The organism is Methylophaga thiooxydans DMS010 (assembly GCF_000156355.1).
Taxonomy (GTDB): Bacteria; Pseudomonadota; Gammaproteobacteria; order Nitrosococcales; family Methylophagaceae; genus Methylophaga; species Methylophaga thiooxydans.
Genome location: NZ_GG657899.1, coordinates 92013 through 113862 on the forward strand (window position 1 = coordinate 92013; position 21850 = coordinate 113862).

A 21850-nucleotide genomic window follows, 5' to 3' on the forward strand; every position below is an offset into this window, starting at 1 on the left:
AGGTCAGTGGCAGCTTCCCTGACCGCGTTTTTCCAAATAGCATTGATGGTAATCCTCAGCAGGATAGAAAATACTAGCAGCCGTAATCTCAGTCACAATGGTCCCTGCAAACTGTTCACTCTGATTCAGTTCAGATTTTAATGTTTCTGCCTGTTGTTTTTGTTCGGCATCGTGGTAAAAAACTGCTGAACGATATTGTGTGCCGACATCCGGACCTTGTCGGTTCAGCGTTGTCGGATTATGCATTTGCCAGAATGCTTCGAGTAATTGCCGATAGCTAATGACCTCAGGATCGAACTGAATTTCAATGGCTTCAGCATGGCCTGTCTGACCCGTGCAGACAAGTTTGTAATCTGGATCAGGGGTGATTCCAGCTGTATAACCAACACGCGTCTCTACAACGCCATTGATCTGGCGGAAACGGGCTTCCACACCCCAGAAGCAACCGGCTGCAAATGTGGCTATGTTCATGCTTATCTCCTCAACGTTTATGTGGTTGCACCTGTATAAGAAAGCTTTTATGCTAATTCACTCTAACACCGCTCAGTAAACTGCAACAGGAGCAGCAAGTGGTTAAGTTCAACAACGCTCATTCTAATATGGTTGCACAACAGGTGCGACCTGGTGATGTCCTTGATGCAAGGGTACTAGCTGCGATGACCGCTATACCAAGAGAGGGCTTTGTTGATACGGATATAGCTCCTTTGGCTTATGCCGATACCCAGTTACCGATTGGTTGTGGACAGACGATGTTGTCTCCGATACAAGAAGGTCGGTTTTTACAGGCCTTAAATTTACAGTCTCATGAGACTGTCATGGAGTTAGGCACCGGTTCGGGCTATTTTACTGCGTTACTGGCGCAATTAGCAGGACGGGTTGTGTCAGTAGAATTCTTTGCTGAGCTATCAGAGTTAGCATCACAACGGCTGGACCAGCAGGGTATTGAGAATGTGAGTCTGCAGGTGGGAGATGCATCAAAATCTTGGTCGTTACCAGATCGTATTGATGCGATTGTGATGACAGCTGCCTATGTATCCGTTCCCGAGCATTATTTACATCAGCTAAAGGTCGGCGGTCGATTATTAGCTGTAACAGGCAAAGCGCCAGCTATGTCGGTACAATTAATACAACGTGTCAGCGAATGGGATTGGCAGACTGAGTCACTCTTTGAAACGGTGATTCCAGCGGTCATTAATGCTGAGCCCAAAACCGAATTTAAATTTTAAAGTCAGAGTATTGTAATGAAACAAATGACAGTAACCGAACTGCAAGCCATGCTTACTAGTGGCATTACCCCGGTAATGATTGATGTTCGTGAGGATAATGAGTTGGTTCACGGCATGATCGATGGTGCCATTCATATCCCAATGAATGACGTGCCGGGTCGTATGGAAGAGTTTGCGCCATATAAAGATAAAAGCGTGGTGTTAATTTGTCGAAGCGGTAAACGGAGTGCCCAAGTGGGTCAATTTATGGAGCATGCTGGCTTTACAGACGTCATTAATCTGGAAGGTGGTATGAACAGCTGGGCTGCTGATGTCGATAACAGCATGACGGTTTACTAAGTTTCATCGCTAAGTCTGAAAGACAGTTATAAAGAAGCACTACGCTTGCAGCATGAGACTGCTCGCTAGGCGCTGATATATTTTTTGCGAGTCAACATACCGACTGGTCGGATTGTAATAATAAACCAATGAAAATGAGGCTAGTCCGCTCAGAGTCATACGTTGGTATGACACGCTTATTGACTAAGGAAGGAAAATGAAAAAAATTGCGATTAACGCATTTATTGCGTCAAGTTTGCTGGTATCGCAGGCTTGGGCAGAAAACCTTATTGACGTATTCGAACTGTCTTTAAGCAGTGATCCGCAGTTATTAGCTGAGGCGGCATCACGCCAAGCGGTAGGGGAATTAGATGATCAGGCAACGGCCAATTTTTTGCCACAAGTTGATCTCACTGCGAACACTGGCAAAACTTGGGTGGATGCATCATCGCAGAGTTTTGGTGGTCAGACGGAATATAATGATCATGGCTACACATTAAGCCTGGTTCAGCCACTTTATCGCCGTCAGAACTTTGTACAAAAGGAACAAGCTGATATCGCCATCGAGGGGGCGGATGCGAGTTATGTTGCTGCTGAGCAGTCTCTTATCGTCCGTGTTTCAGAGCGCTATTTTGGCGTGTTAGGTGCGGAAGATGATCTCACTTTTGCCTTAGCAGAACGCGAAGCCATTGCTAAACAACTGGAGCAAACCCAACAACGATTTGATGTTGGTATGGCAACGATTACCGATACCACAGAAGCACAAGCTGCCTTTGATTTAGCGAATGCAGCAGTGATTGCCGCTGAAAATGCATTGGCGAATGCCAATGAGCAATTACGCGAAACATCCGGAAAATATATTAACGAACTCACGGGGCTACAAAGTGACTCACCTTTAGTCAGTCCTGAGCCTGAAGATATTAATCAGTGGAGTCAAACGGCACTGGTGCAAAACCCATCATTGATGGTGGCGAAATCAAATGTTGATAGTGCAGCCCAAACCATTGAGTTACAAAAAAGTGGTCACTATCCAAGTTTAGATTTAGTTGCACAGAAAAATTATGCTTCACAAAGTGATGGTAATTTTAGTGGTAGTAGCAAAACACATACTGAAGCAATCGGTTTGCAATTCAACTTACCTATTTATGCTGGTGGCGCAGTAGTTTCACGTACCCGTGAAGCCGGTTATAGACTGGATCAGGCGATGCAGAATGAGGAACAACAACGTCGCTCTGTTACACGCCAAACCCGTGAATCATTCAACGGTGTTATGTCAGGTATCAGCCGTGTGCAGGCGTTAAAACAAGCGGTTGTGTCTAATGAAAAGGCATTGGAGTCAACACAGGCTGGCTATGAAGTGGGCACCCGCACCACGGTAGATGTGCTCGATGCACGTCGTAACTTATTTAGTGCACGTCGTGATTATGCACGTTCACGTTACGATTACATACTGAATACTTTGCGCCTAAAGCAGGCAGCAGGTATCGTTACGATTGAAGATCTTGTACAAATAAATAGTTGGTTAGGAGCGTAAATTCGAATGCATACCAATATGTCGGTTGCAGACAGTCAAACTAGCACCCTGATGGTCATAGATATCCAGGAAAGACTGACTTCATCGATGCCTGCCGGTGTGCGAGACCGCGTGATTGAGCAAGTCAGCGTATTGTTGACAGCGGCTGAATCATTGGCCATACCTGTGCTGGTGACAGAGCAGTATCCGAAAGGTCTCGGGCCGACGGAAAAAGCCTTGCTCAATAAGTTGCCGAATAATACGCCGGTTATTGAGAAAACCAGTTTTTCATTAGCTAAAGCAGAATCTGTAATCGAGTCTTTACAGCAAAGTGGTCGTAAGCAAGTATTTCTGGTGGGAATGGAAACGCATATATGCGTGCTGCAAACGGCTTTAGATTTACTCAAACAAGGCTACGAAGTGTTTGTTGTGGAAGATGCGGTCAGTTCACGCGCCAAGGGTAATCAGTTTAATGCCTTACAACGTTTGCGACTGGCGGGCGCGGTGATAACGAATGTTGAGTCATTACTGTTTGAGTGGCTCGGCGATGCCAAGCACCCTGCGTTCAAACAGCTGGCAAAATTAATTGTTTAAATTTAGCTTCTAGCGGCGCGTTTTGCGCGTCGCTCACGACAACGTTCCACGGTCGCTAATCTGTCGTCTGTTTTCATCTTTTCCCACGTCATGATTTCATCAATCGTACGAAAACAACCTCGACACACTTCACGTTCATCAAGACCACATTTGCGAATACAAGGGCTAGGGATAAATTGCTCTGACATGGGCGCTAGGCGTGTTGACGCTGACGTTTATTGGCCACGCCCTGTTTGGTTTTTTTATTCAGGCTGGGCAATTTTTCATAATCAGGAATACCCTTGATGTCAGCGCGTGAATAATCAAGTTTTAACTGTGCTTTAGCACGCTCAGCATCTAAGCCAAGATCCTCAGTCATCACCACATAAAGCATTTCAAACAAGCGTCTCAGGGCGATCTTGTAACTTTGTCCTGCCAATGCGTAAAGTCTGTCTGAGAGTTGCATAAAGCGGACAAACGGGCTTTCTCCAAGAATGATTGGCAGGGTATTAATAAAGCGCCCAGAGTTACCGATCATGTCCCAGAAACGGGCAAAACGGTTAACGCGTTGCATCTGCATAAAACTGATATCACGCGTCGATAGAATATTGTAGGGCGGTTGCGGGTTATAACGCAGATCGTAATCTTCTGTATGGCGGTTGAGAGGAGCCCCACGCAGGCGCTTTAGAATACCCAGTTGAATTTCATGCGGATTCAATGCGACTAACTGATCAAAGCTATCGGCAAAATTGTCCAAGGTATCACTGGGTAAACCAAAAATGAGATCCGTATGCAGGTGAGCACCGGTATGTTCACGCAACCAACGGATATTCTCACAAGTCTTGGCGTTATTTTGCTTACGACTGATCAGCGTTTGAATGGCTGGATCAAACGTCTGAATGCCAATTTCAAATTGCAGGCTTTGTGGTGGAAAGCGTTTTAAGACGTCTTTCAGTTTGTCCGGAAGGTTATCAGGGACGACCTCAAAATGCAGGTAGAGATCATCGCTCATTCGTTCAAGGAAAAATTCCAGAATACGAATGCTGGTCGTGACTTTGAGGTTAAAGGTGCGGTCAATGAACTTGAAGTTACGTACGCCACGCTGCCATAGCTTTTCCATTTCATCGAGAAACGGATCCAATAGGAATGGGGTAGCGGTTTTGTCCAAAGCGGACAAACAAAATTCGCATTTAAATGGGCAGCCTCTTGAGGCCTCGACATAAATCAAGCGATTGCGAATATCTTCATCGTTATAAAACGCGTAAGGCAGAACTAAGTCATCGAGCTTTGTTGCCTGACCTTCAATAAATTTTTGTTCGGGTCTGTTGCCTGTCAAAAGTTGTTCACATAAGTCGCGAAAACTTTTTTCACCCGGACCACTGATCACAAAGTCAGCTTGTTCACATACAGATGGAACATCAGGGTGATGGCCAACTTCAGGGCCACCTAAAATAATGATGGTTTGTGGTGCAATCTGCTTGATGACGGCAACGATATCGCTGATTTCCTGCACGTTCCAGATATACACACTAAAACCAATAATTTTAGGCTGGTAACGTAATAAGGTTTCGGCAATATTAAGAGCTTGTTCCTGAATGGTGAACTCAACAATTTCTGTATCTGCCTGCCAATCGCCAAGGTTGGCATAAAGATAACGCAGGCCAAATGCAGCGTGCATGTAGCGGGCGTTGAGTGTGGTCAATATAATTTCGCGAGAAACAGTCATCGGTATGCCAGAAATGAAAATCCTGCTGATAATGCATTGGCAGGATTAGGAAAATAGCTGTTAAATCAATGAGCGATATTGTATAGCAATCTCGGTTCAGCTTGTAATTGGCCTGATGAAGGCATGCTATAAACAGTGCGTGGCTCTGTTTTTACTCTGTCACAAGGCTAACTCTGTTTTTAACCTTTGCGCATACTGCTCTAGTTGTTCGAGTACTGCTTTTTGCTCTTCATTGAGGTCTTGTTGGCGGCTTTCAGCCAGAGCTGTTTCAAATCGCTCTACATTTAGCACTTTGTCTGCGGCTTGATTTCCCAGGCGATGCTGTCGATACAAAACCCATTGTTCCTGCTCTTCTTGGTTCAAACTTTCCGGCCAGTTACGGGCGCGGTAGCGAAACAGGAGTTCGGGTAAGCGCGGGTCTTCAAAAGGCACAGACAAGGTTGGCAACATGGCGGGATCGGCATTACGGATGACATCCATTTTGCGTTTATCGTTATCACTGAAAAAACCACCACCGTAGAGGCTGGCATCAGGATCATCGATTTCGTCATATGTCGGAGCGGTAAAGATGGCATTCAGCTTTTCGGTTAATCCTTGTGCGGTGTTAAGCATGTCTAGGTGCTGATAATGTGCGGTTCGATCGATCTGCAAACGTTCCGCCGCAGCATCATCCAAGGTGTTTTCCGGGACGACAACAGGACATTTATTGATATGCAGGGTTTTCAGTGCCGGACGCGTGGCTCCTTCAGGTAAATCGGCTGTAGGCGTAAATAAACGCTCACGTAGAGTCTCGGCATCCAGCTCTATCAGGTCTTTGGGATCATGACGCAGGTCATACACAATAATGCCATTATTGTTATTCGGATCTTTAGCTAACGGTACGACAAGGGCTGTACCGCAATACTCTCCCGGATACATGCGAGACACATGCACAACGGGTTTACGTTCATTCAAGTTTAGCAGTGGTGCCAAGGTCTGCTTACGACGTCGTTCAAACACATAATCATAGAGTTTTGGTTGTGCGTTTTTTATCAATCTGGCCATTTCGATAGTAGCGTAGACATCGGCTAAGGCATCGTGAGCACCACTATGTTCGATGCCATTAGCAGCGGTTAGGTCTTCAAGCCGAAAACTAGGTTTGCCATCTTCTCTGTTTGGCCAGTGGATACCTTCCGGCCGCAGGGCACGCGTGAGTCTTACCATGTCAATGATATCCCAGCGTGAATTACCACTTTGCCATTCTCGCGCATAAGCATCGTAAAAGTTTCGAAACAAAGTGAAACGGGTGAATTCATCATCAAACCGCAGACTGTTATAGCCCACACCACACGTACCTGGCGCAGCTAACTCGTCATGAATCTGCTTAATGAACTCAGCCTCATTGAGGCCTTCTTTTTCTGCTAGTTGTGGGGTTAAACCAGTGACAAGTGCGGCTTGTGGATGGGGAAGATAATCGCCTGATGGTTTACAGTAAATCATCAGCGGTTCGCCGATTATATTGAGATCTTCATCGGTTCTTACCCCGGCAAACTGCATGGGGCGGTCAAAGCGTGGATCGATGCCGGAGGTTTCGTAATCGTGCCAGTAGAGGGTCGTCATAACGCTGCCATGCAAGAAAAATAGAATCTGCTTACGTTAACCGAGCGAAGCTTCCAGAACAAGCCATATAGCTGGTTAACTCACTATATGGCTTGTTTGAAACTGAGTTTTACAGTGTTTGGAAGGCTTCTCTGGCAGCAGAGAGGGTAAATTCGATTTCTGCATCACCGTGAGCAGCTGAGACAAAACCTGCTTCAAATGCCGATGGTGCTAAATAAACACCGCGATCAAGCATCGCGTGGAAAAATTGTTTAAAGCGTTCTTGGTTACTCGCAACGACTTGCTCGTAAAAGCTGACTTTTTTATCTTCAGTGAAGAACAGACCAAACATGCCGCCCACTTGATTGGTTGTCATCGCAATTCCTGCGTCATCAGCCGCTTGTTGTAAGCCCTTGACTAAGGTTTCAGTTGCTTGTGTCAATTTGCTATGAAAGTCAGGCTCTTGCAGCTGTGTCAGCGTCGCAAGTCCCGCTGCCATCGCAATCGGGTTACCGGATAATGTGCCAGCCTGATAGACAGGGCCGAGTGGCGCAATATGTTCCATCACCTTACGTTTACCACCAAAAGCACCAACCGGAAGACCGCCACCGATGACTTTACCGAATGTGGTCAGATCGGGCGTCACGCCATAGTGAGCTTGTGCGCCACCTAAGGCGACCCGAAAGCCGGTCATGACTTCATCAAAAATCAACACAGTACCGTATTGATCGCAGATTTTACGCAGCCCTTCTAAAAATCCCGGTTCCGGTGGAATACAGTTCATATTACCGGCAACTGGTTCGACAATAATGCAGGCAATGTCGTCTCCCGCTTCTTTAAAACAGGTTTCGACCGATTCTAAATCGTTAAAGCGCAACGTTAATGTATGTTTTGCTAGGGACTCAGGCACACCTGCTGAAGAGGGAACTCCCAAAGTTAGCGCACCTGAACCGGCTTTCACCAACAAGGAATCGGCATGACCGTGATAGCAGCCCTCGAATTTAACGATTTTATCGCGGCCAGTGTAGCCACGGGCTAAACGAATCGCGCTCATGGTAGCTTCTGTGCCGGAACTGACCATGCGCACTAATTCCATTGAAGGTACAAGATCGCAAACCAGATCCGCCATTGTGGTTTCAATTTCTGTTGGCGCGCCAAAGCCTAGGCCATGTTGTACAGCCTGTGTGACCGCTCGCAGCACTTCTGGATGTGCATGACCGACAATCATTGGCCCCCAGGAACCGATGTAATCAACGTATTGTTTACCTTCTGCATCAGTGAGCCAGGCACCTTTGCCTTCACGGAAAAAGACCGGATCACCACCAACGCCTTTGAAAGCCCTAACAGGAGAATTTACGCCGCCGGGAATGTGCTGTTGTGCTTGTTGAAACAAATCGTGATTATTCTGCATGCCGTTTCCTGAGAGTCTCCAATTTAAAGTGTGCGATAATTCTAACTTATCACAGCCATTGTACTGATGATTATGAGTCTAAAATTACGATTATTGATTATTGTTAGCATTATATTGCTAATCAACTTTGCCGCCGCAGGCTACTACATGGTGCAAAACGCCAGAACGGCGCTTGCCCAGGAAATGGCCTCAAGTACCCAGCTTGCTAAAGGTTTGCTAGTCAATGCTTTGCCAACCTTGCGCTTTTCTAATGACTTGAGCGAACGCTTGACGTTGATTGTGGATAGTGTACGCCACACGCGACACATTCGTGCTTGGTTTGAAGACATGAATGGTCGGCCCCTGATCGGGCAAGAAGACCAAACGGGTTTTTTTAACAAACCAGATGCACCTGACTGGTTTATCCGCATGATGGAGCCTGAAGCCGTTGCTTTTAGGCGACTGATTACCAAAGGCAGTAAGTCCTATGGTTATCTTGTTGTTGAGGCGGACCCTAGCGATGAAGTGACGGAGGTTTGGCAGGATATCAACGCCTTGTTCTGGCTAGGGCTGATATTTCTGGTGTTAATTTTATTGCTGATTTATATCGCGCTCAGGCAAGGACTTAAGCCACTTTCGCAATTAGCCGATGCTTTAGGGCAACTGGAAAAAGGTGACTTCACCGCACGGGTTGATACAACCGCAGTAAAAGAACTCAACCCGATTCAAATCCGTTTTAATCATATGGCAAGCGTTTTGGACAAAACCATGGCTGAGAATCATGCATTGGCCGGTAACATGTTAAGCCTACAAGAATCTGAACGCCGTGATCTTGCGCGCGAGCTGCACGACGAGTTGGCACCGTGCTTGTTTGGTATTCGCGTGGATTTAGGTGAGATAGAACGTTTAGCGGGTGAAAGACAGATTACAGAAATTGAAGACAAAGTTGGCTCAGTCAAAACCATCACAACTCATATTCAATCCTTGGTGCGTAAAATGCTCAGTCGTTTGCGGCCTATGACCCTGGATGATTTGGGCTTGGCTGAGGCATTGCGTGATATGTTGCATAACTGGCGCGATCGGCAACCTGAAATCGATTGGGAGTGGGATTTTGTTGGCGACTTCTATGATTTGCCTGACACATTGCAGGTAACGGTATATCGGGTAGTGCAGGAGTGTACGACCAACTGTGTGCGCCATGCCAAAGCCAGTCATGTCAAAGTTGAAGTTCGCCGCGAAGAGGAAACTATCAAAGTCGCCGTGACCGATGACGGTAAAGGACTGGATGCAAACTTGGTTCGCGGCTTTGGTTTGATTGGTATGCGGGAAAGGGTATCGGCATTGGGCGGGCGAATTGCCTTTGATACCGAAGAAGGGCTTGGTTTACAGGTTCGCGTGTTGATTCCATTGAAAGGTGAAATGAATAATGAAACAGGCAGTAACGATTTTGGTCGTGGACGATCATCCGATAGTCAGGGCAGGTTGTCGCCAGCTGATTCAACAAATCCCATCAGCCAAGGTTATTGAGGCGGAAACCGGGGAAGAAGGTTATCGCTTGTTTCAGGAGTCTTACCCGGATATGGTGCTGTTGGATATCACCTTGCCGGGGGTTGGCGGCCTAGAAGTACTTCGCCGCATTCGTGCCAATCGTGAAGATGCCAAAGTATTGATGTTCAGTATGCATGAAGATCCTGTCTTTGCATCACGCGCTATGCAAGCCGGTGCCAGAGGTTATATCACCAAAAATAATGCTGCCGATCACTTGGTTGAAGCCGTTGAAAAAGTCTTGGATGGTAAAATCTACTTGAGCCCGGATATGGCGCAGCAACTGGCGATGCTAAATATCGATGCGGGCACCAGTGCCTTAAGTGACCTGTCTCGCCGAGAGCTTGAAATATTACGGCTTTTAGGCGAAGGCAAAAGTATGAACGAAATTTCGGATGTGTTGGGCATCAGTTACAAAACGGTTGCCAATAATTTGACCCAAATCAAGAGCAAACTAGATATTAGCAAAACAGCGGAACTTATGCGCTTTGCTATTAGTCACGGGTTGTCATCATAACTGCTTGATATTGAAGGAAGAGGAACAGGAATAACTTCCCGTTTTATTGGGATAAGTCGCTCATTCCTGATGCGCTTGTCATCTGTAACATAAGTATCAAGTTATAGAAATTTTCAGCTTCTATAGTCTTATATTTCTCTCTCCTTCTTTGAAGGTTTAGCCAAGTACCTCGTTACTTGGCTTTTTTTTGCCTGAAATAAGCGTTTCCCCTCCTGTGTTCTCTTGTTAAGATGATATTTTTTTGTTGAATGCCAAACTGTTGGCAAAATGGAATCTTGAATCTATGCACGCAAAGCAGATGAGGAAATGGGGTTGGCGTTTCTCGCTCGTACTTGCCCTTCCGTTAATAGTCAATGCGGGGCCTTTGGACGAAGCGATCGACATGCAGGTTCAGACTGATGTGGCTGCTCAGAAATCTCAGGAAAACATCGATAACCTTGCTGACGAAACGACAGAAATGTTGGCTGAGTATCGGGATGTTTTGCGTCAGACCCAAAGCCTGAGAGCCTACAACGACCAACTCGACAATCTAGTCGACTCGCAAAAAGCAGAGCTCGACTCAATCAGACAACAATTGAAGAATATTGAAACGACACAGCGCGATATTGTGCCGCTGATGCTCAAGATGATTGAGGTACTGGAGCAGTTTGTGTCGCTTGATGTGCCGTTTCTACAAGAAGAACGTACTAACCGCATTGTGGCGTTAAAGACAATGATGGGACGAGCAGATGTGTCATTGTCAGAAAAATATCGCCGTATTATGGAAGCCTATCAGGTTGAAACTCAATATGGCCGCACGATTGAAGCCTACCAAGCTGAGCTGACTCAGGAAGACGATGAGCGTACGGTTGATTTTTTACGTATCGGGCGCGTCAGTTTGTATTACCTGACCCTAGATGGTTTGCAAGCCGGTATCTGGAACCAACAAACACAACAGTGGCAGAGCTTACCAAGCAGCCAGCTGCAAGCGATTGCAGACGGTCTGAAAGTGGCACGTAAGCAACTACCGCCTGATCTACTCGTGTTACCCGTTAATACAACAGGAGGTGAGCAATGAAAGCGCTGATTTCCTTGTTTTTGATGGTCGCTTTGTCGATGCCGTTGCTGGCGGCAGAAAAACCGGCGAATCTGGATGAGTTGCTGGATCAAGTTAAGCGTGAACGCGTCTTGGAGCAGCAGCAAAATAAACTGCGTGAAGCTGAGTTTGTAGAAGCGCATGACAAGCAAGCACAGTTACTAGAAGAAGCACGCCGCCAACTGCAACTTGAAGAGCAACGCACTACTCAACTAAACCAAGCATTTAATGATTTTGAACAAGGCCTGGCTGAACAGGAAAGCTTGTTATCAGAAAAGTCGGGTTCGTTGGGGGAATTATTTGGCACGGTGCGACAAGTAGCTAATGATAGCCGCGGTGTACTGGAAAGCTCTATGACAACCGTGCAAAAGCCAGAACGGGTCGAGTTTCTAAGCAAACTAAGTGACAGTAAAGAACAACCGACGATAGAAGAGTTGCGAAAACTCTGGCTGACACTGCAGGAAGAGATGACTGAATCAGGCAAAGTCGAGCAGTTTACAGCGCCTGTTATCAGTGTCACGGGTGCTGTGGAAGACCGTGAGGTGACACGTATTGGTGTCTTTACGGCGTTTTCTAATGGCAAGTTTTTACGTTATTTGTCAGAAACCGGAAATTTGGTTGAGTTGGCAAGACAGCCTGTTGAGCGCTTACGCAATCAAATGAACAAGTTCGCACAGACAGATGCAGGTGAGTCTGTGCTGGCGGTGGTCGATCCAACCCGTGGTGCGATTATGGCGCTATTGGTGCAAACGCCGACAATGAAAGAGCGAATAGAACAAGGTGGCTGGATTGGCTATATCATTCTGGTGTTGGGTGCTGTGGGGCTATTAGTTGCTATCTTACAATTCTTATCCTTACTGCGTGCTGGCCGGGGTGTTGCCAAGCAGCAGAAACAAGATGAAGCCAGCCAGAATAATCCTTTAGGCAGAATTTTGTCGGTGTACAACGCAAAATTAGCTCAGGATGTGGAAACGCTGTCACTCAAGTTGGATGAAGCCATTCTGCGAGAAACACCTCGGCTCGAGCGTGGCTTGATAACACTAGCGATTCTGGCGGCGATCGCGCCGATGTTAGGCTTGTTGGGAACGGTGTCAGGCATGATCGAAACCTTCCAAGCGATTACCTTGTTTGGTACCGGTGATCCCAAGCTCATGTCTGGCGGTATTTCTCAGGCCTTGGTGACGACAGAGTTAGGGCTGGCGGTCGCAATTCCACTCTTGTTGATTCACAGTGGACTATCCAGCAAATCTAATCGTCTGATACAAATTCTGGATGAAGAAAGTGCAGCTATCGTTGCACGCAACGCGGAAAAGCAGCATGGACAGTCTGACTGATAGTCTGTTTCGTATTCAGCTATTGATGGAAAGCGGTGGCTTTGTGCTATGGCTTATCTTGCTGGTATCGATTCTGATGTGGTCGTTGATCATTGAGCGTTATCTCTTTGTTTATATCCAGCATCCACGTTCGGTCAAAAGCATGATTGATGAATGGCAGCAGCGCCAGGATCGTACCAGTTGGTATGCGCAGCAAATCCGTCAGGGCATGATTGCCAAGAATCGTGTGTCACTACAACGCTATTTGATGTCGATTCGAACTTTGACAGCAGCGTTGCCGATGCTTGGTTTGTTGGGCACGGTCAATGGCATGATTCAGGTATTTGATGTGATGACCGTGTTTGGCACAGGAAATACGCGTGGCATGGCTGGCGGTATATCAGTGGCTTTGATCACCACGATGGGCGGCTTATTAACGGCATTGTCCGGCCTTTATTTCAGTACTCAACTGACGCAAACAGTATCGCGTAAAGTCGATAATGTCGCTGATGCGCTGCGCAGGGAGTAGGGGAGCAAGATGAGAAACCGACATTCCCGTCGTCAAAGTGGCGGCATTGCAGAAATTAATATGACGCCATTAATCGATATGGTGTTTATTCTGCTCATCTTTTTCATTGTGACGACTTCGTTCGTCAAAGAGACGGGTGTTGATGTAAACCGTCCTACAGCAAAAACGGCGGTGAAAAAAGAGCGAGCCAATATTCTTGTTTCAATTAAAGCCAATGGCGAAATCTGGATGGATAAACGTCAAATTGATCGTCGGGCAGTTCGCGCTAATGTTGAACGTATGCACGCGGAAAATCCAGAAGGTTCAGTTATTATCTTGGCCGATGAAGAGGCTAAAACAGGTTTGTTGATAGAAGTTATGGATCAGGCTCGTCTTGCTGGTGTGTCGAATGTTTCGATTGCTGCAGAGCGGGATTAACGGCGGCCATTAATGCGGATAGTGATAGGCATCATTCTGGCGCTAGTCGTCAACTTTGGCTTGTTCATGCTAATGCATCACATGACCAACAGTCAGGGTGTGGATAGACGGGTCACTGAAGATATTCGTTTGCTTGATTTTGTGCGTTTGAAACGTGAGCAAGAACAGCCAGAAACAAAAAAACGTGAGTTGCCTAAAAAGCCACCGCCGCCGGAAGAGCCACCGCCACCACCGGCAACGCCAACACCGCAAACAAATAAACCGAAAGCACCCACGCCTAAGCTGGATGTGCCACGGATTGATGTGCCGATGAATATCACCGGTGTTCCTTACTTAGGTGATTTTGCTAAAGCACCAAAAGCCTCACCTGCACCCGCGACAGTCGAAGGGCCAATCATTGATAATGAAGTGGTACCGTTGGTGCGTATTCCACCGAAATATCCGCGTGTTGCTGCGCGCAGAGGGGTTGAAGGGGTTGTCACAGTCACCTTCATCATCACCAAAGACGGTACAGTTCGCGATCCCAGAGTCGTTGATGCCAAGCCTGCGAATGTTTTCAATGATGAAGCGCTCGCGGCTGTTCTAAAATGGAAATTTAAACCGAAACTGCTCGACGGTCAGCCTGTCGAAAGACAAGCCACACAAGAAATTGAGTTTAAATTATCACGATGATAAAAAAGCCATTTGTCTTTGTTTCCCTATTTTTTCTGCTGGTCAGTTTTCAGGCGGGTGTTTTAGCCGCGGATGAGTACTTGCTGACAGAAAAAACCTACAAATCTCTCAGTAAAGCACAAGCGCTGCTGGATGCCGAAAAATACACAGAAGCGGGACGCGCTTTAGATAATTTGTTGGCACAGACTGAAACGGGAAGTTATGACCGTGCTGTGGTTCAGCAAACGATTGCCTACTTGTATTCAGAACGCGGCCAATATGACAAAGCTGCCGAGGCTTTCCAAAAAGCGCTGGATGCCGATGCCTTACCGGACGACGTGACTCACAATCTGCGCTACAACCTGGCGCAGCTATTGATTGCTGATGGCCAGTACAAAAAAGGCATTGGTTTGATGGAGAGTTGGCTGCAGAGCGAAACGCAAGCTGATAACGATGTGTTTGTCTTGCTTGCAACGGCTAATTATCGCATTGAGAACCATACCAAGGTCATTGAATATATCCGGCGTGCGATTCGAAATGATGCCGATCCTAAAGAAGATTGGTATCGCTTATTGCTGTCATCTCATATGTCACTCAAGCAATATAAATCTGCGATTCAGGTGCTAGAAACCTTAATTACACTTTACCCTTATCAGAAAGTTTATTGGGAGCAGCTGGCTGCTCTCTACATGGAGCAAGATAAAGAGTTCACTTCTTTAGCGGTACGTATGCTTGCTGATCGACTGGACTTGGGAGATCCCCAAACCTTAATTAATTTGGCGGATATGTACCGCTATTTAAGAATTCCTTATAAATCGGGTCAATTGTTACAACAGGCCATGGATAAGGGCGTTATCAAAAATAATTTCGATAACATGGAAAAACTGTCACAAAGTTGGTTAGCGGCACGAGAAGATGAGTTGGCGGCACAAAGCTTACAAAAAATGCTGCCGATGGATAACACTGGGAAAACACACCTGAAGCTCGGCCATCTATACATCGGTATGGAGCAGTGGCAACATGCTGTGTCGGTTTTAGAGCAAAGCCAAGCCTTGCTGAAAGGAAACGATCTTGGTCGCGTTTACGTATTGATGGGTACCGCTTTTTTTAATCTGGAGCAACTACCTCAGGCGAAAACGGCGTTTAGTAAAGCGATTGCCTTTGAGCAGCAGAGTAATCAAGCAGGACAATGGATACGGCATATCGACGACCAATTGAAGAGGGCTGAAAATGAACAGGATTCCTGATCGACAACAGCTCAAACAAGAACTGGTTCAGCACTATTTGTGGCTTCGCCAGTATGGTTGTAATGACTCACATAGTGGCAACGCCTCTTTTCGCTGGCATGATGAGGTCTGGGTAACACCGACCGGCTGCTGTGCTGATACCTTAACTGTAGACGATCTTATCTGTTGCCAGCTTGATGGTACTACCGAGGTGGGAGCCTCGCTTGATGCACCGCTGCACATCGAAGTTTACCGTCAAAACCCAGACGCACGGGCCGTATTTCATAGCCATGGTCCGCATGTGGTCGCGATAACCTTAAACGGGAACAACTTCGAACCGGTCGATTTTGAAGGCCAACTTTACTTTCCGGTTGTACCGGTTGTGCAAATTCCCTATCCGGAATATGTAGAAAAGTCGCCAGCAGCCATTGCCCGGCAACTGCAAAAACATAAGGTAGCGGTGGTTTGTGGTCATGGTGTCTACGCCTGTGCAGAGACTATTAATCTGGCGTATAAATGGAGTTGCTCATTGGAGCTGTCTGCGAAAATGGCTTGGTTGGCTCGGCAGCTATAAGAGTCGCCATTATTTCGCAACAATTTCACGCTTGAATAGTCATAAAGGCTCAAACAAAAAAGATGGAGTAGGAATATGACTGCTGAGAATGCATTAAAAAAACACGCATCAGGCAATGCACTTTACCTTCGCACCCCCATTTTGGATGGTAAAGATTCCACCGCAAAACGTCAGGAAATTGCAGATTATTTCAACTTCACTTTTGAACGTTATGAATCGTTATTTGAAGTCTTAAAATCCGATCAAGGTTTTTATCAAAAGTCGATTCCACTGCGTCACCCTTTGATTTTCTATTTTGGTCACACCGCAACATTTTTTGTGAACAAGATGTTGCTGGCTGGATTGATTGATAAACGCATCAATCCCAAGTTTGAGTCAATGTTTGCGGTGGGGGTCGATGAGATGAGCTGGGACGATCTCAACGATGAACATTATGACTGGCCTGCTGTAGAAGAAGTGAAAGCGTATCGTCAGCAAGTCAAAACAATGATCAACAAAGTTATCCAAAAAGCGCCACTTAAACTGCCCATCGATTGGGATAATCCTTGGTGGGCCATCTTGATGGGTATCGAACATGAACAAATTCACCTGGAAACGTCGTCGGTGTTGATTCGCCAGCAACAACTAGAGTGGATAAAGACTCATCCTAAGTGGCAGCCTTTTACTAAATCGTCAGCGGCGCCACAAAACAGCTTAGTAACAATTCCCGCAGGCAAAGTCAGCATTGGAAAAGACTACGCTGACACTACCTACGGCTGGGATAATGAATATGGCCAACACGAGGCTGAGATTGATAACTTTCAGGCTTCAAAATTTTTAGTCAGTAACCAGGAGTTTTTGGCATTTGTCGAAAATGACGGTTATCAAACTGATAGTTACTGGCAGCCAGAAGGTCTGGAATGGCGACAGTTTACCCAAGCAGAACACCCCACTTTTTGGCTGAAAACCAAGCAGGGCTGGCAGTTAAGGTTGATGACTGAATGCATAGCAATGCCCTGGGATTGGCCTGTTGATGTTAACTATCATGAAGCCAAAGCCTTCTGTGAATGGAAAGCAAAACAAACCGGAGAGTCAGTACGTTTGCCCACAGAAGATGAGTGGTACCGTCTCTATGACCATGCGGGTGTTGAAGAGATCGCTGAAGAGCAGGCTGCCGCTAATATTCATCTTGATTATGCCGCCTCCTCTTGTCCGGTTAACGAATTCAAACATGGCGACTTATTCGATGTTGTCGGCAATGTTTGGCAGTGGGTTGAAACGCCAACCTATCCTTTTGATGGGTTTAAAGTGCACCCGATTTATGATGACTTTACGACACCGACGTTTGATGGGCGTCATAATTTAATCAAAGGGGGCTCGTGGATTTCTTGTGGTAATGAAACACGCCGCACGGCACGTTATGCATTCCGTCGTCATTTCTTTCAACACGCCGGATTTCGTTATGTTGTTTCGGATGCCGAAGTCGAAGAGCATGGCTCGAATTACGAGACAGATTCTATGCTTTCGCAATATGCCGAGTTTCATTACGGTGATAGCTATTTTGATGTACCCAATTTCCCCCAGACATTAGCCTCGCTAGCAGTAGAGCAAATGGGCGAGCACAAAAAAGGTAAAGCTCTGGACATTGGCTGTGCCGTGGGGCGCGCTAGTTTTGAATTAGCCAAGCATTTTGACCATGTGACCGGTGTGGATTTTTCTGCGCGCTTAATTAACCTCGGGGTACAAATGGCGCAGCAAGGTGTGGTGCGCTATACCATTACTGATGAAGGTGAACTGGTTCACTATGAAGAGCGCCGCTTGGATCAACTAGGCTTGGATAAGGTCGCTGAGAAAGTCGAATTTATGCAGGGCGATGCCTGCAATTTGAAGTCCATTTACACTGGCTACGATTTGATCTTGGCAGCAAACTTGATTGACCGTTTATATAAACCCGCACAGTTTTTGAAAACGATTCATGAGCGTTTGAACAGTGGCGGTATGTTGTTACTGGCATCACCTTACACGTGGTTGGAAGCGCATACAGAACCAGCGCAATGGTTGGGCGGGTTCAAAAAAGATGGTGAAAGCTTTACGACTTTAGACGGCTTAAAAGCGCTGCTGGAGCCACATTTCGATTTAGTGCGTGGGCCTGAATCAGTGCCTTTTGTGATTCGTGAAACCAGCCGTAAATTCCAGCATACATTATCGGAAGTGACGGTCTGGAAACGTAAGACATGACAGTCGACTTTAACAAACGGATAGATAGAAGCGGTTCTAACAGTCTCAAATTCGATGCGCGACAAGCCTATTTTGGTCGTGTCGATGTCATGCCGATGTGGGTGGCAGATATGGACTTTGCTGCCCCGCAAGCAGTGACTGATGCTTTGGTGCAGCGTGCTCAACACCCTCTCTACGGTTACACCATGTATCCCGATAGCTTGTATCAATCGATGATTGACTGGTGCCACAGGCGATATGGCTGGGAGATAAAACACACTGAGATCATGATGTGTCCTGGTGTCGTGCCATCACTTCATGCGGCAATACAAGCATTGACTGAACCCAATGCAAAAGTCATTGTGCAACCCCCCGTTTATTTCCCATTTTTTTCAGCCGTGACACAAACTGGGCGTGAACTGGTTTTGAATCCGCTGCAATTACAGGATGGCGAGTATTCATTCGATCTGAATCATTTTGAAGAATGTGCCAAACAAGGCGCAAAGTTGTTGTTATTGTGTTCACCGCATAATCCTGTGGGACGGGTATGGCGTAGTGATGAGTTGCAAGCATTACTGGACATAGCCGAGCGGTATCACATTACGATTATTTCTGATGAAATCCATGCGGATTTGATTTACCCGGGGCAACGTCATTTGCCACTTGCCGAGATGACAGATTCAGTCAATATCATCACAGCAATAGCCCCTAGTAAAACCTTTAATATCCTGGGCATGGGGCTATCTACATTAGTTGTGCCTGATAAGCAGCAACGCAAACAGATTAATCAGGTATTTGATAGCTGGCATGTGAGTGCCGCCAACCCGTTTAGTATCACTGCCTTTGAGGCGGCTTATCAACATGGTGAAGTATGGCTTGATGACTTGATGCGATATTTAGCCAATTCGCTGCAGTGGGTAGCTGACTTTGTGGCAAGCGAAATACCCCAAATGTCGCTGATTCAGCCCGAAGGTACTTATTTGTTATGGTTCGACTGTCGTGATCTGGGACTGGATAATCAAGCCTTACGACGTTTTTTCATCGATGAAGCTGGGGTCGGAATGAACCCCGGTTATGTGTTTGGTGATTGCGGTGGTGGTTTTATGCGAATGAATATAGGTACACCACAACAGCAGGTTGAACAGGCCATGCAGCAAATTGCTTCAGCGCTGAGAAAAGCGTTTTGAGTGCATAATATTCTTCTTTGCGCTGAAAAAGTGCAGAAAGTTGTCATTAATTCGCAAAATACGGCAGATACCATGGCGCTAAAATTGGCATAGACCTTGCCAATTTATGGATGCAATTCATCTTATTGAGGGAAAATGACCATGACTGATGCAATCGGAACTGCGGCAGGTACAGTTTGGGAATATCTGGAGCAAAATGGTACGGCGTCTGCCAGTAAAATCGGCAAAGAGACAGGACTGGATAGCAAAGTACTACACCGCGCGATTGGCTGGTTATCGAAAGAAGGTAAGCTTAGCTTTGAGACAAAAGGGCGTACCGAGCTTATCGGGCTGAAATAAACCCGATTTGATTAATCGATTTCTTTGCTGACGGTGAAGGCGCCGCGGATATCACGTAGCTTGAATCCTGTTGCCATATCATCAGGGTAGTATTTATCCAGTTTGGCCTGAATCGGCGGGGCGATCTTTGTGCCATGACAGGATAAGCAGACTTTATCGGTCGGTATCGCCTTCATCATGCGCCATTGTTGACCGGTATCGGTGTCGACTTTTTCACTAAACGCCAGACTTTGAATCGCCTCTCCTGAGCTTAAGCGTGTTTCGAATTGCTGCATCACTGATGTTTCCCACTCATCGGCTTCATTCGACGGGTTACGCACTTTCAGGCTAGTTCGGCCGATTTCCATGCCATGTTTTTTCGACATTTCAGCAGCTAGCGTCGGCGCAATGAGGTTGCAGACAGCAACGGCTTCAATCGGTCCTCCATCCTGCATGGCCGAGAGCAATGCTGTTTTGAGACTTGAGGCAAATTCCTTGATCGCAACCTGAGCTTCTTTTTCAAATTGTTGCTGTTCTGAAAGCTGTGCGGCGGAGCTACTCGCACAGACACACAACAGGCTGATCATAAGCGTGACGGTTTTCATTTTTGCATCCCCGGTTCAGTGAGGTTTCAGCGTTAAACCTCAACGGTTAAATAACTGAGACTGTCTAATGACCACATTATCACCTGTTTTTTGTGCTGAGAAGCATTGTCTGCTGGAAATGTGAGAAACGTGTCGCAACAGGGCTTGTGTGAATCAGTCATGCCAGAGGTGGGGGAGGGGTATGCAAGGAAACACAGATTACAAAAAAACAAAGGCAACAAAACCGGCGATGATTGCCATGCTGATAATGACGCTAACAAAAGCCAATAATAATGGGGTTTTGAATAATGATCGCAGCAAAATAAGCTCCGTCAGGCTGGCGCCTGCACTGCCAATAATTAACGCCAGCACAACCCCAGCGCCGACACCTTTACTCATCAACACCCCCGCCAAAGGTATCACCGCTTCAGCACGAATATAGAGCGGAATACCAATCACCGCCGCGACAGGAATCGCAAAAGGGTTGTTTCCCCCAGCGTATTGTTGCAGTAGCCCAATAGGAACATAACCATAAATAATACTGCCAATCGAAACGCCAATTAACAGGTAAGGCAGAACATTTTTAAAGTCTGACCATGCTTCACGCCACAGGCCACGATATTTTTCTCTGACTGTGCTTGACGCTGCTGGCTTAGCTTGAACGGAGTGCGTATTGTCAGAACACCCCTGAGGCTCTGCCTGCATGGGATCTTGTATGCTATCGGCCACTGTCTTATCTGCTGAACTGCCACAGCAGCCCTCAGATGTAGTCTGTGTTGTTGTGTTCACTATTCTGTCCGCCGGGGTGTCGCAACAGCGTTCTGGTTCAGGTTGAGCAGGCTTTACTACAGAGCACGACGAGCCTGTATTCTGATCTGAAACGGAGCTGCCACAGCGAGAGTGAGTTTCATTTTGACGCACAAACCGTTCTAAGCCCAAAGCATGAAACAACCAGCCTGCAACCAAAGATACGATAAGAGCAGAAAAGACATATATTGCAGTCAGTTTAAAGCCAAACGTTGCAATCAGCAGGGCAACAATAATGGGATTCAGTAAGGGGGAGGCAAGTAAAAATACCATCATTGGACCGAAACCAGCGCGAGCACGGATGAGGCCTTTCAGCATGGGGATAGTCGAGCAGCTACAAAATGGTGTGATGGCGCCTAGGCCCGCGGCAAGAAAGTAACTTGAACGTCGACGGGAGTGTAATAATGCTTCTACTTTTGATGCTGGAATATGACGCTGTAGTGCACCAACAAGCACACTTATACCGATAAACAGAACGGATAGCTCGATGGCGAGGAAAGCGAACATACTTAATGTATCATTGAATTGTTGAGACATTCTTTTATCCTGTAATTCTAGTAATGTCGAAATAATGACTGGAAGGATAG

23 protein-coding genes are annotated in these 21850 nt (G+C 46.5%); 16 read left to right on the plus strand and 7 right to left on the minus strand.

What is annotated here, in order from left to right; translation table 11 throughout:
- Positions 1 to 3: 3 nt before the first annotated feature.
- Positions 4 to 471 (minus strand): peptide-methionine (S)-S-oxide reductase MsrA, encoded by a 468-nt coding sequence (gene msrA, locus MDMS009_RS09265; RefSeq protein ID WP_008291368.1) that lies wholly within the window; start codon positions 469 to 471, stop codon positions 4 to 6.
- A gap of 98 nt (positions 472 to 569) precedes the next feature.
- On the opposite strand from msrA, the gene MDMS009_RS09270 reads away from it, so the two are divergent.
- The 4 genes from MDMS009_RS09270 to MDMS009_RS09285 all read left to right on the plus strand — a co-directional run bounded on the left by MDMS009_RS09270 (position 570) and on the right by MDMS009_RS09285 (position 3651).
- Entirely contained in the window at positions 570 to 1226 is a 657-nt protein-coding gene (locus tag MDMS009_RS09270) for a protein-L-isoaspartate O-methyltransferase family protein (RefSeq protein WP_237700508.1), read from the plus strand.
- A gap of 15 nt (positions 1227 to 1241) precedes the next feature.
- Positions 1242 to 1565, plus strand: a complete 324-nt coding sequence (locus tag MDMS009_RS09275; protein WP_008291214.1) for a rhodanese-like domain-containing protein — start codon at positions 1242 to 1244, stop codon at positions 1563 to 1565.
- Between the two features lie 196 nt (positions 1566 to 1761).
- Positions 1762 to 3078 carry a TolC family outer membrane protein gene (locus MDMS009_RS09280; RefSeq protein WP_008291618.1) on the plus strand — a complete coding sequence of 439 codons (1317 nt, stop codon included), beginning with the start codon at positions 1762 to 1764 and terminating at the stop codon, positions 3076 to 3078.
- 6 nt (positions 3079 to 3084) lie between these two features.
- Positions 3085 to 3651, plus strand: a complete 567-nt coding sequence (locus tag MDMS009_RS09285) for a hydrolase (protein WP_043888142.1) — start codon at positions 3085 to 3087, stop codon at positions 3649 to 3651.
- Positions 3652 to 3653: 2 nt separating this feature from the next.
- On the opposite strand, the gene MDMS009_RS16095 is transcribed toward MDMS009_RS09285, so the two are convergent.
- From MDMS009_RS16095 to hemL, 4 genes are all read right to left on the minus strand, one after another.
- On the minus strand, positions 3654 to 3839 hold the full coding sequence (locus tag MDMS009_RS16095; RefSeq protein WP_008291407.1) for a DUF1289 domain-containing protein: 186 nt from the start codon (positions 3837 to 3839) through the stop codon (positions 3654 to 3656).
- 5 nt (positions 3840 to 3844) lie between these two features.
- Positions 3845 to 5356 (minus strand): B12-binding domain-containing radical SAM protein, encoded by a 1512-nt coding sequence (locus MDMS009_RS09290; protein WP_008291533.1) that lies wholly within the window; start codon positions 5354 to 5356, stop codon positions 3845 to 3847.
- Positions 5357 to 5515: 159 nt separating this feature from the next.
- A complete protein-coding gene (sbcB, locus tag MDMS009_RS09295) occupies positions 5516 to 6955 on the minus strand; it encodes an exodeoxyribonuclease I (protein ID WP_008291325.1) in 1440 nt (479 codons plus the stop codon).
- 109 nt (positions 6956 to 7064) lie between these two features.
- A complete protein-coding gene (gene hemL, locus MDMS009_RS09300) occupies positions 7065 to 8345 on the minus strand; it encodes a glutamate-1-semialdehyde 2,1-aminomutase (protein ID WP_008291374.1) in 1281 nt (426 codons plus the stop codon).
- Between the two features lie 72 nt (positions 8346 to 8417).
- Between hemL and MDMS009_RS09305 the strand changes: the two genes are divergently transcribed.
- The 12 genes from MDMS009_RS09305 (at position 8418) to MDMS009_RS09360 (ending at position 19893) form a co-directional block, all read left to right on the plus strand.
- Positions 8418 to 9851, plus strand: a complete 1434-nt coding sequence (locus MDMS009_RS09305) for a LapD/MoxY N-terminal periplasmic domain-containing protein (protein ID WP_237700509.1) — start codon at positions 8418 to 8420, stop codon at positions 9849 to 9851.
- Positions 9751 to 10386 carry a response regulator gene (locus MDMS009_RS09310; RefSeq protein WP_036312341.1) on the plus strand — a complete coding sequence of 212 codons (636 nt, stop codon included), beginning with the start codon at positions 9751 to 9753 and terminating at the stop codon, positions 10384 to 10386. Before MDMS009_RS09305 ends, MDMS009_RS09310 begins: the two co-directional genes overlap by 101 nt.
- A gap of 283 nt (positions 10387 to 10669) precedes the next feature.
- Complete coding sequence (locus MDMS009_RS09315; RefSeq protein WP_043888145.1) at positions 10670 to 11443, plus strand: DUF3450 domain-containing protein; 774 nt, start codon at positions 10670 to 10672, stop codon at positions 11441 to 11443.
- Positions 11440 to 12795, plus strand: coding sequence for a MotA/TolQ/ExbB proton channel family protein (locus tag MDMS009_RS09320; RefSeq protein WP_008291443.1), 1356 nt, complete (start codon positions 11440 to 11442; stop codon positions 12793 to 12795). Before MDMS009_RS09315 ends, MDMS009_RS09320 begins: the two co-directional genes overlap by 4 nt.
- The gene (locus tag MDMS009_RS09325) at positions 12779 to 13303 is read left to right on the plus strand and encodes a MotA/TolQ/ExbB proton channel family protein (protein WP_008291757.1); all 525 of its coding nucleotides are present in this window, start codon (positions 12779 to 12781) and stop codon (positions 13301 to 13303) included. Before MDMS009_RS09320 ends, MDMS009_RS09325 begins: the two co-directional genes overlap by 17 nt.
- Before the next feature lie 9 nt (positions 13304 to 13312).
- A complete protein-coding gene (locus MDMS009_RS09330; protein ID WP_008291710.1) occupies positions 13313 to 13720 on the plus strand; it encodes an ExbD/TolR family protein in 408 nt (135 codons plus the stop codon).
- Between the two features lie 12 nt (positions 13721 to 13732).
- On the plus strand, positions 13733 to 14392 hold the full coding sequence (locus tag MDMS009_RS09335; protein ID WP_008291603.1) for an energy transducer TonB: 660 nt from the start codon (positions 13733 to 13735) through the stop codon (positions 14390 to 14392).
- Positions 14389 to 15618, plus strand: a complete 1230-nt coding sequence (locus tag MDMS009_RS09340) for a tetratricopeptide repeat protein (RefSeq protein WP_008291619.1) — start codon at positions 14389 to 14391, stop codon at positions 15616 to 15618. Before MDMS009_RS09335 ends, MDMS009_RS09340 begins: the two co-directional genes overlap by 4 nt.
- Complete coding sequence (locus tag MDMS009_RS09345) at positions 15602 to 16171, plus strand: class II aldolase/adducin family protein (RefSeq protein ID WP_008291422.1); 570 nt, start codon at positions 15602 to 15604, stop codon at positions 16169 to 16171. The genes MDMS009_RS09340 and MDMS009_RS09345 overlap by 17 nt, the downstream gene beginning before the upstream one ends.
- Before the next feature lie 75 nt (positions 16172 to 16246).
- Positions 16247 to 18388 carry a 5-histidylcysteine sulfoxide synthase gene (gene ovoA / locus MDMS009_RS09350; RefSeq protein ID WP_008291601.1) on the plus strand — a complete coding sequence of 714 codons (2142 nt, stop codon included), beginning with the start codon at positions 16247 to 16249 and terminating at the stop codon, positions 18386 to 18388.
- Positions 18385 to 19554, plus strand: a complete 1170-nt coding sequence (locus tag MDMS009_RS09355) for a pyridoxal phosphate-dependent aminotransferase (RefSeq protein ID WP_008291727.1) — start codon at positions 18385 to 18387, stop codon at positions 19552 to 19554. Before ovoA ends, MDMS009_RS09355 begins: the two co-directional genes overlap by 4 nt.
- 141 nt (positions 19555 to 19695) lie before the next feature.
- Positions 19696 to 19893, plus strand: a complete 198-nt coding sequence (locus MDMS009_RS09360; protein WP_008291609.1) for a winged helix-turn-helix domain-containing protein — start codon at positions 19696 to 19698, stop codon at positions 19891 to 19893.
- Between the two features lie 11 nt (positions 19894 to 19904).
- On the opposite strand, the gene MDMS009_RS09365 is transcribed toward MDMS009_RS09360, so the two are convergent.
- Positions 19905 to 20477 carry a Tll0287-like domain-containing protein gene (locus MDMS009_RS09365; RefSeq protein WP_008291415.1) on the minus strand — a complete coding sequence of 191 codons (573 nt, stop codon included), beginning with the start codon at positions 20475 to 20477 and terminating at the stop codon, positions 19905 to 19907.
- Positions 20478 to 20675: 198 nt separating this feature from the next.
- A partial coding sequence (locus MDMS009_RS09370) for a permease (RefSeq protein ID WP_237700510.1) occupies positions 20676 to 21850 on the minus strand: 1175 nt, incomplete at its 5' end.

Excerpts from the sequence above, each read along its gene's own strand:
- msrA (WP_008291368.1), bottom strand. The coding sequence starts at position 471 with ATGAACATAGCCACATTTGCAGCCGGTTGCTTCTGGGGTGTGGAAGCC.
- MDMS009_RS09275 (WP_008291214.1), top strand. The coding sequence starts at position 1,242 with ATGAAACAAATGACAGTAACCGAACTGCAAGCCATGCTTACTAGTGGC.
- MDMS009_RS09280 (WP_008291618.1), top strand. The coding sequence starts at position 1,762 with ATGAAAAAAATTGCGATTAACGCATTTATTGCGTCAAGTTTGCTGGTA.
- MDMS009_RS09285 (WP_043888142.1), top strand. The coding sequence starts at position 3,085 with ATGCATACCAATATGTCGGTTGCAGACAGTCAAACTAGCACCCTGATG.
- MDMS009_RS16095 (WP_008291407.1), bottom strand. The coding sequence starts at position 3,839 with ATGTCAGAGCAATTTATCCCTAGCCCTTGTATTCGCAAATGTGGTCTT.
- MDMS009_RS09290 (WP_008291533.1), bottom strand. The coding sequence starts at position 5,356 with ATGACTGTTTCTCGCGAAATTATATTGACCACACTCAACGCCCGCTAC.
- sbcB (WP_008291325.1), bottom strand. The coding sequence starts at position 6,955 with ATGACGACCCTCTACTGGCACGATTACGAAACCTCCGGCATCGATCCA.
- hemL (WP_008291374.1), bottom strand. The coding sequence starts at position 8,345 with ATGCAGAATAATCACGATTTGTTTCAACAAGCACAACAGCACATTCCC.
- MDMS009_RS09305 (WP_237700509.1), top strand. The coding sequence starts at position 8,418 with ATGAGTCTAAAATTACGATTATTGATTATTGTTAGCATTATATTGCTA.
- MDMS009_RS09310 (WP_036312341.1), top strand. The coding sequence starts at position 9,751 with ATGAAACAGGCAGTAACGATTTTGGTCGTGGACGATCATCCGATAGTC.
- MDMS009_RS09315 (WP_043888145.1), top strand. The coding sequence starts at position 10,670 with ATGCACGCAAAGCAGATGAGGAAATGGGGTTGGCGTTTCTCGCTCGTA.
- MDMS009_RS09320 (WP_008291443.1), top strand. The coding sequence starts at position 11,440 with ATGAAAGCGCTGATTTCCTTGTTTTTGATGGTCGCTTTGTCGATGCCG.
- MDMS009_RS09325 (WP_008291757.1), top strand. The coding sequence starts at position 12,779 with ATGGACAGTCTGACTGATAGTCTGTTTCGTATTCAGCTATTGATGGAA.
- MDMS009_RS09330 (WP_008291710.1), top strand. The coding sequence starts at position 13,313 with ATGAGAAACCGACATTCCCGTCGTCAAAGTGGCGGCATTGCAGAAATT.
- MDMS009_RS09335 (WP_008291603.1), top strand. The coding sequence starts at position 13,733 with ATGCGGATAGTGATAGGCATCATTCTGGCGCTAGTCGTCAACTTTGGC.
- MDMS009_RS09340 (WP_008291619.1), top strand. The coding sequence starts at position 14,389 with ATGATAAAAAAGCCATTTGTCTTTGTTTCCCTATTTTTTCTGCTGGTC.
- MDMS009_RS09345 (WP_008291422.1), top strand. The coding sequence starts at position 15,602 with ATGAACAGGATTCCTGATCGACAACAGCTCAAACAAGAACTGGTTCAG.
- ovoA (WP_008291601.1), top strand. The coding sequence starts at position 16,247 with ATGACTGCTGAGAATGCATTAAAAAAACACGCATCAGGCAATGCACTT.
- MDMS009_RS09355 (WP_008291727.1), top strand. The coding sequence starts at position 18,385 with ATGACAGTCGACTTTAACAAACGGATAGATAGAAGCGGTTCTAACAGT.
- MDMS009_RS09360 (WP_008291609.1), top strand. The coding sequence starts at position 19,696 with ATGACTGATGCAATCGGAACTGCGGCAGGTACAGTTTGGGAATATCTG.
- MDMS009_RS09365 (WP_008291415.1), bottom strand. The coding sequence starts at position 20,477 with ATGAAAACCGTCACGCTTATGATCAGCCTGTTGTGTGTCTGTGCGAGT.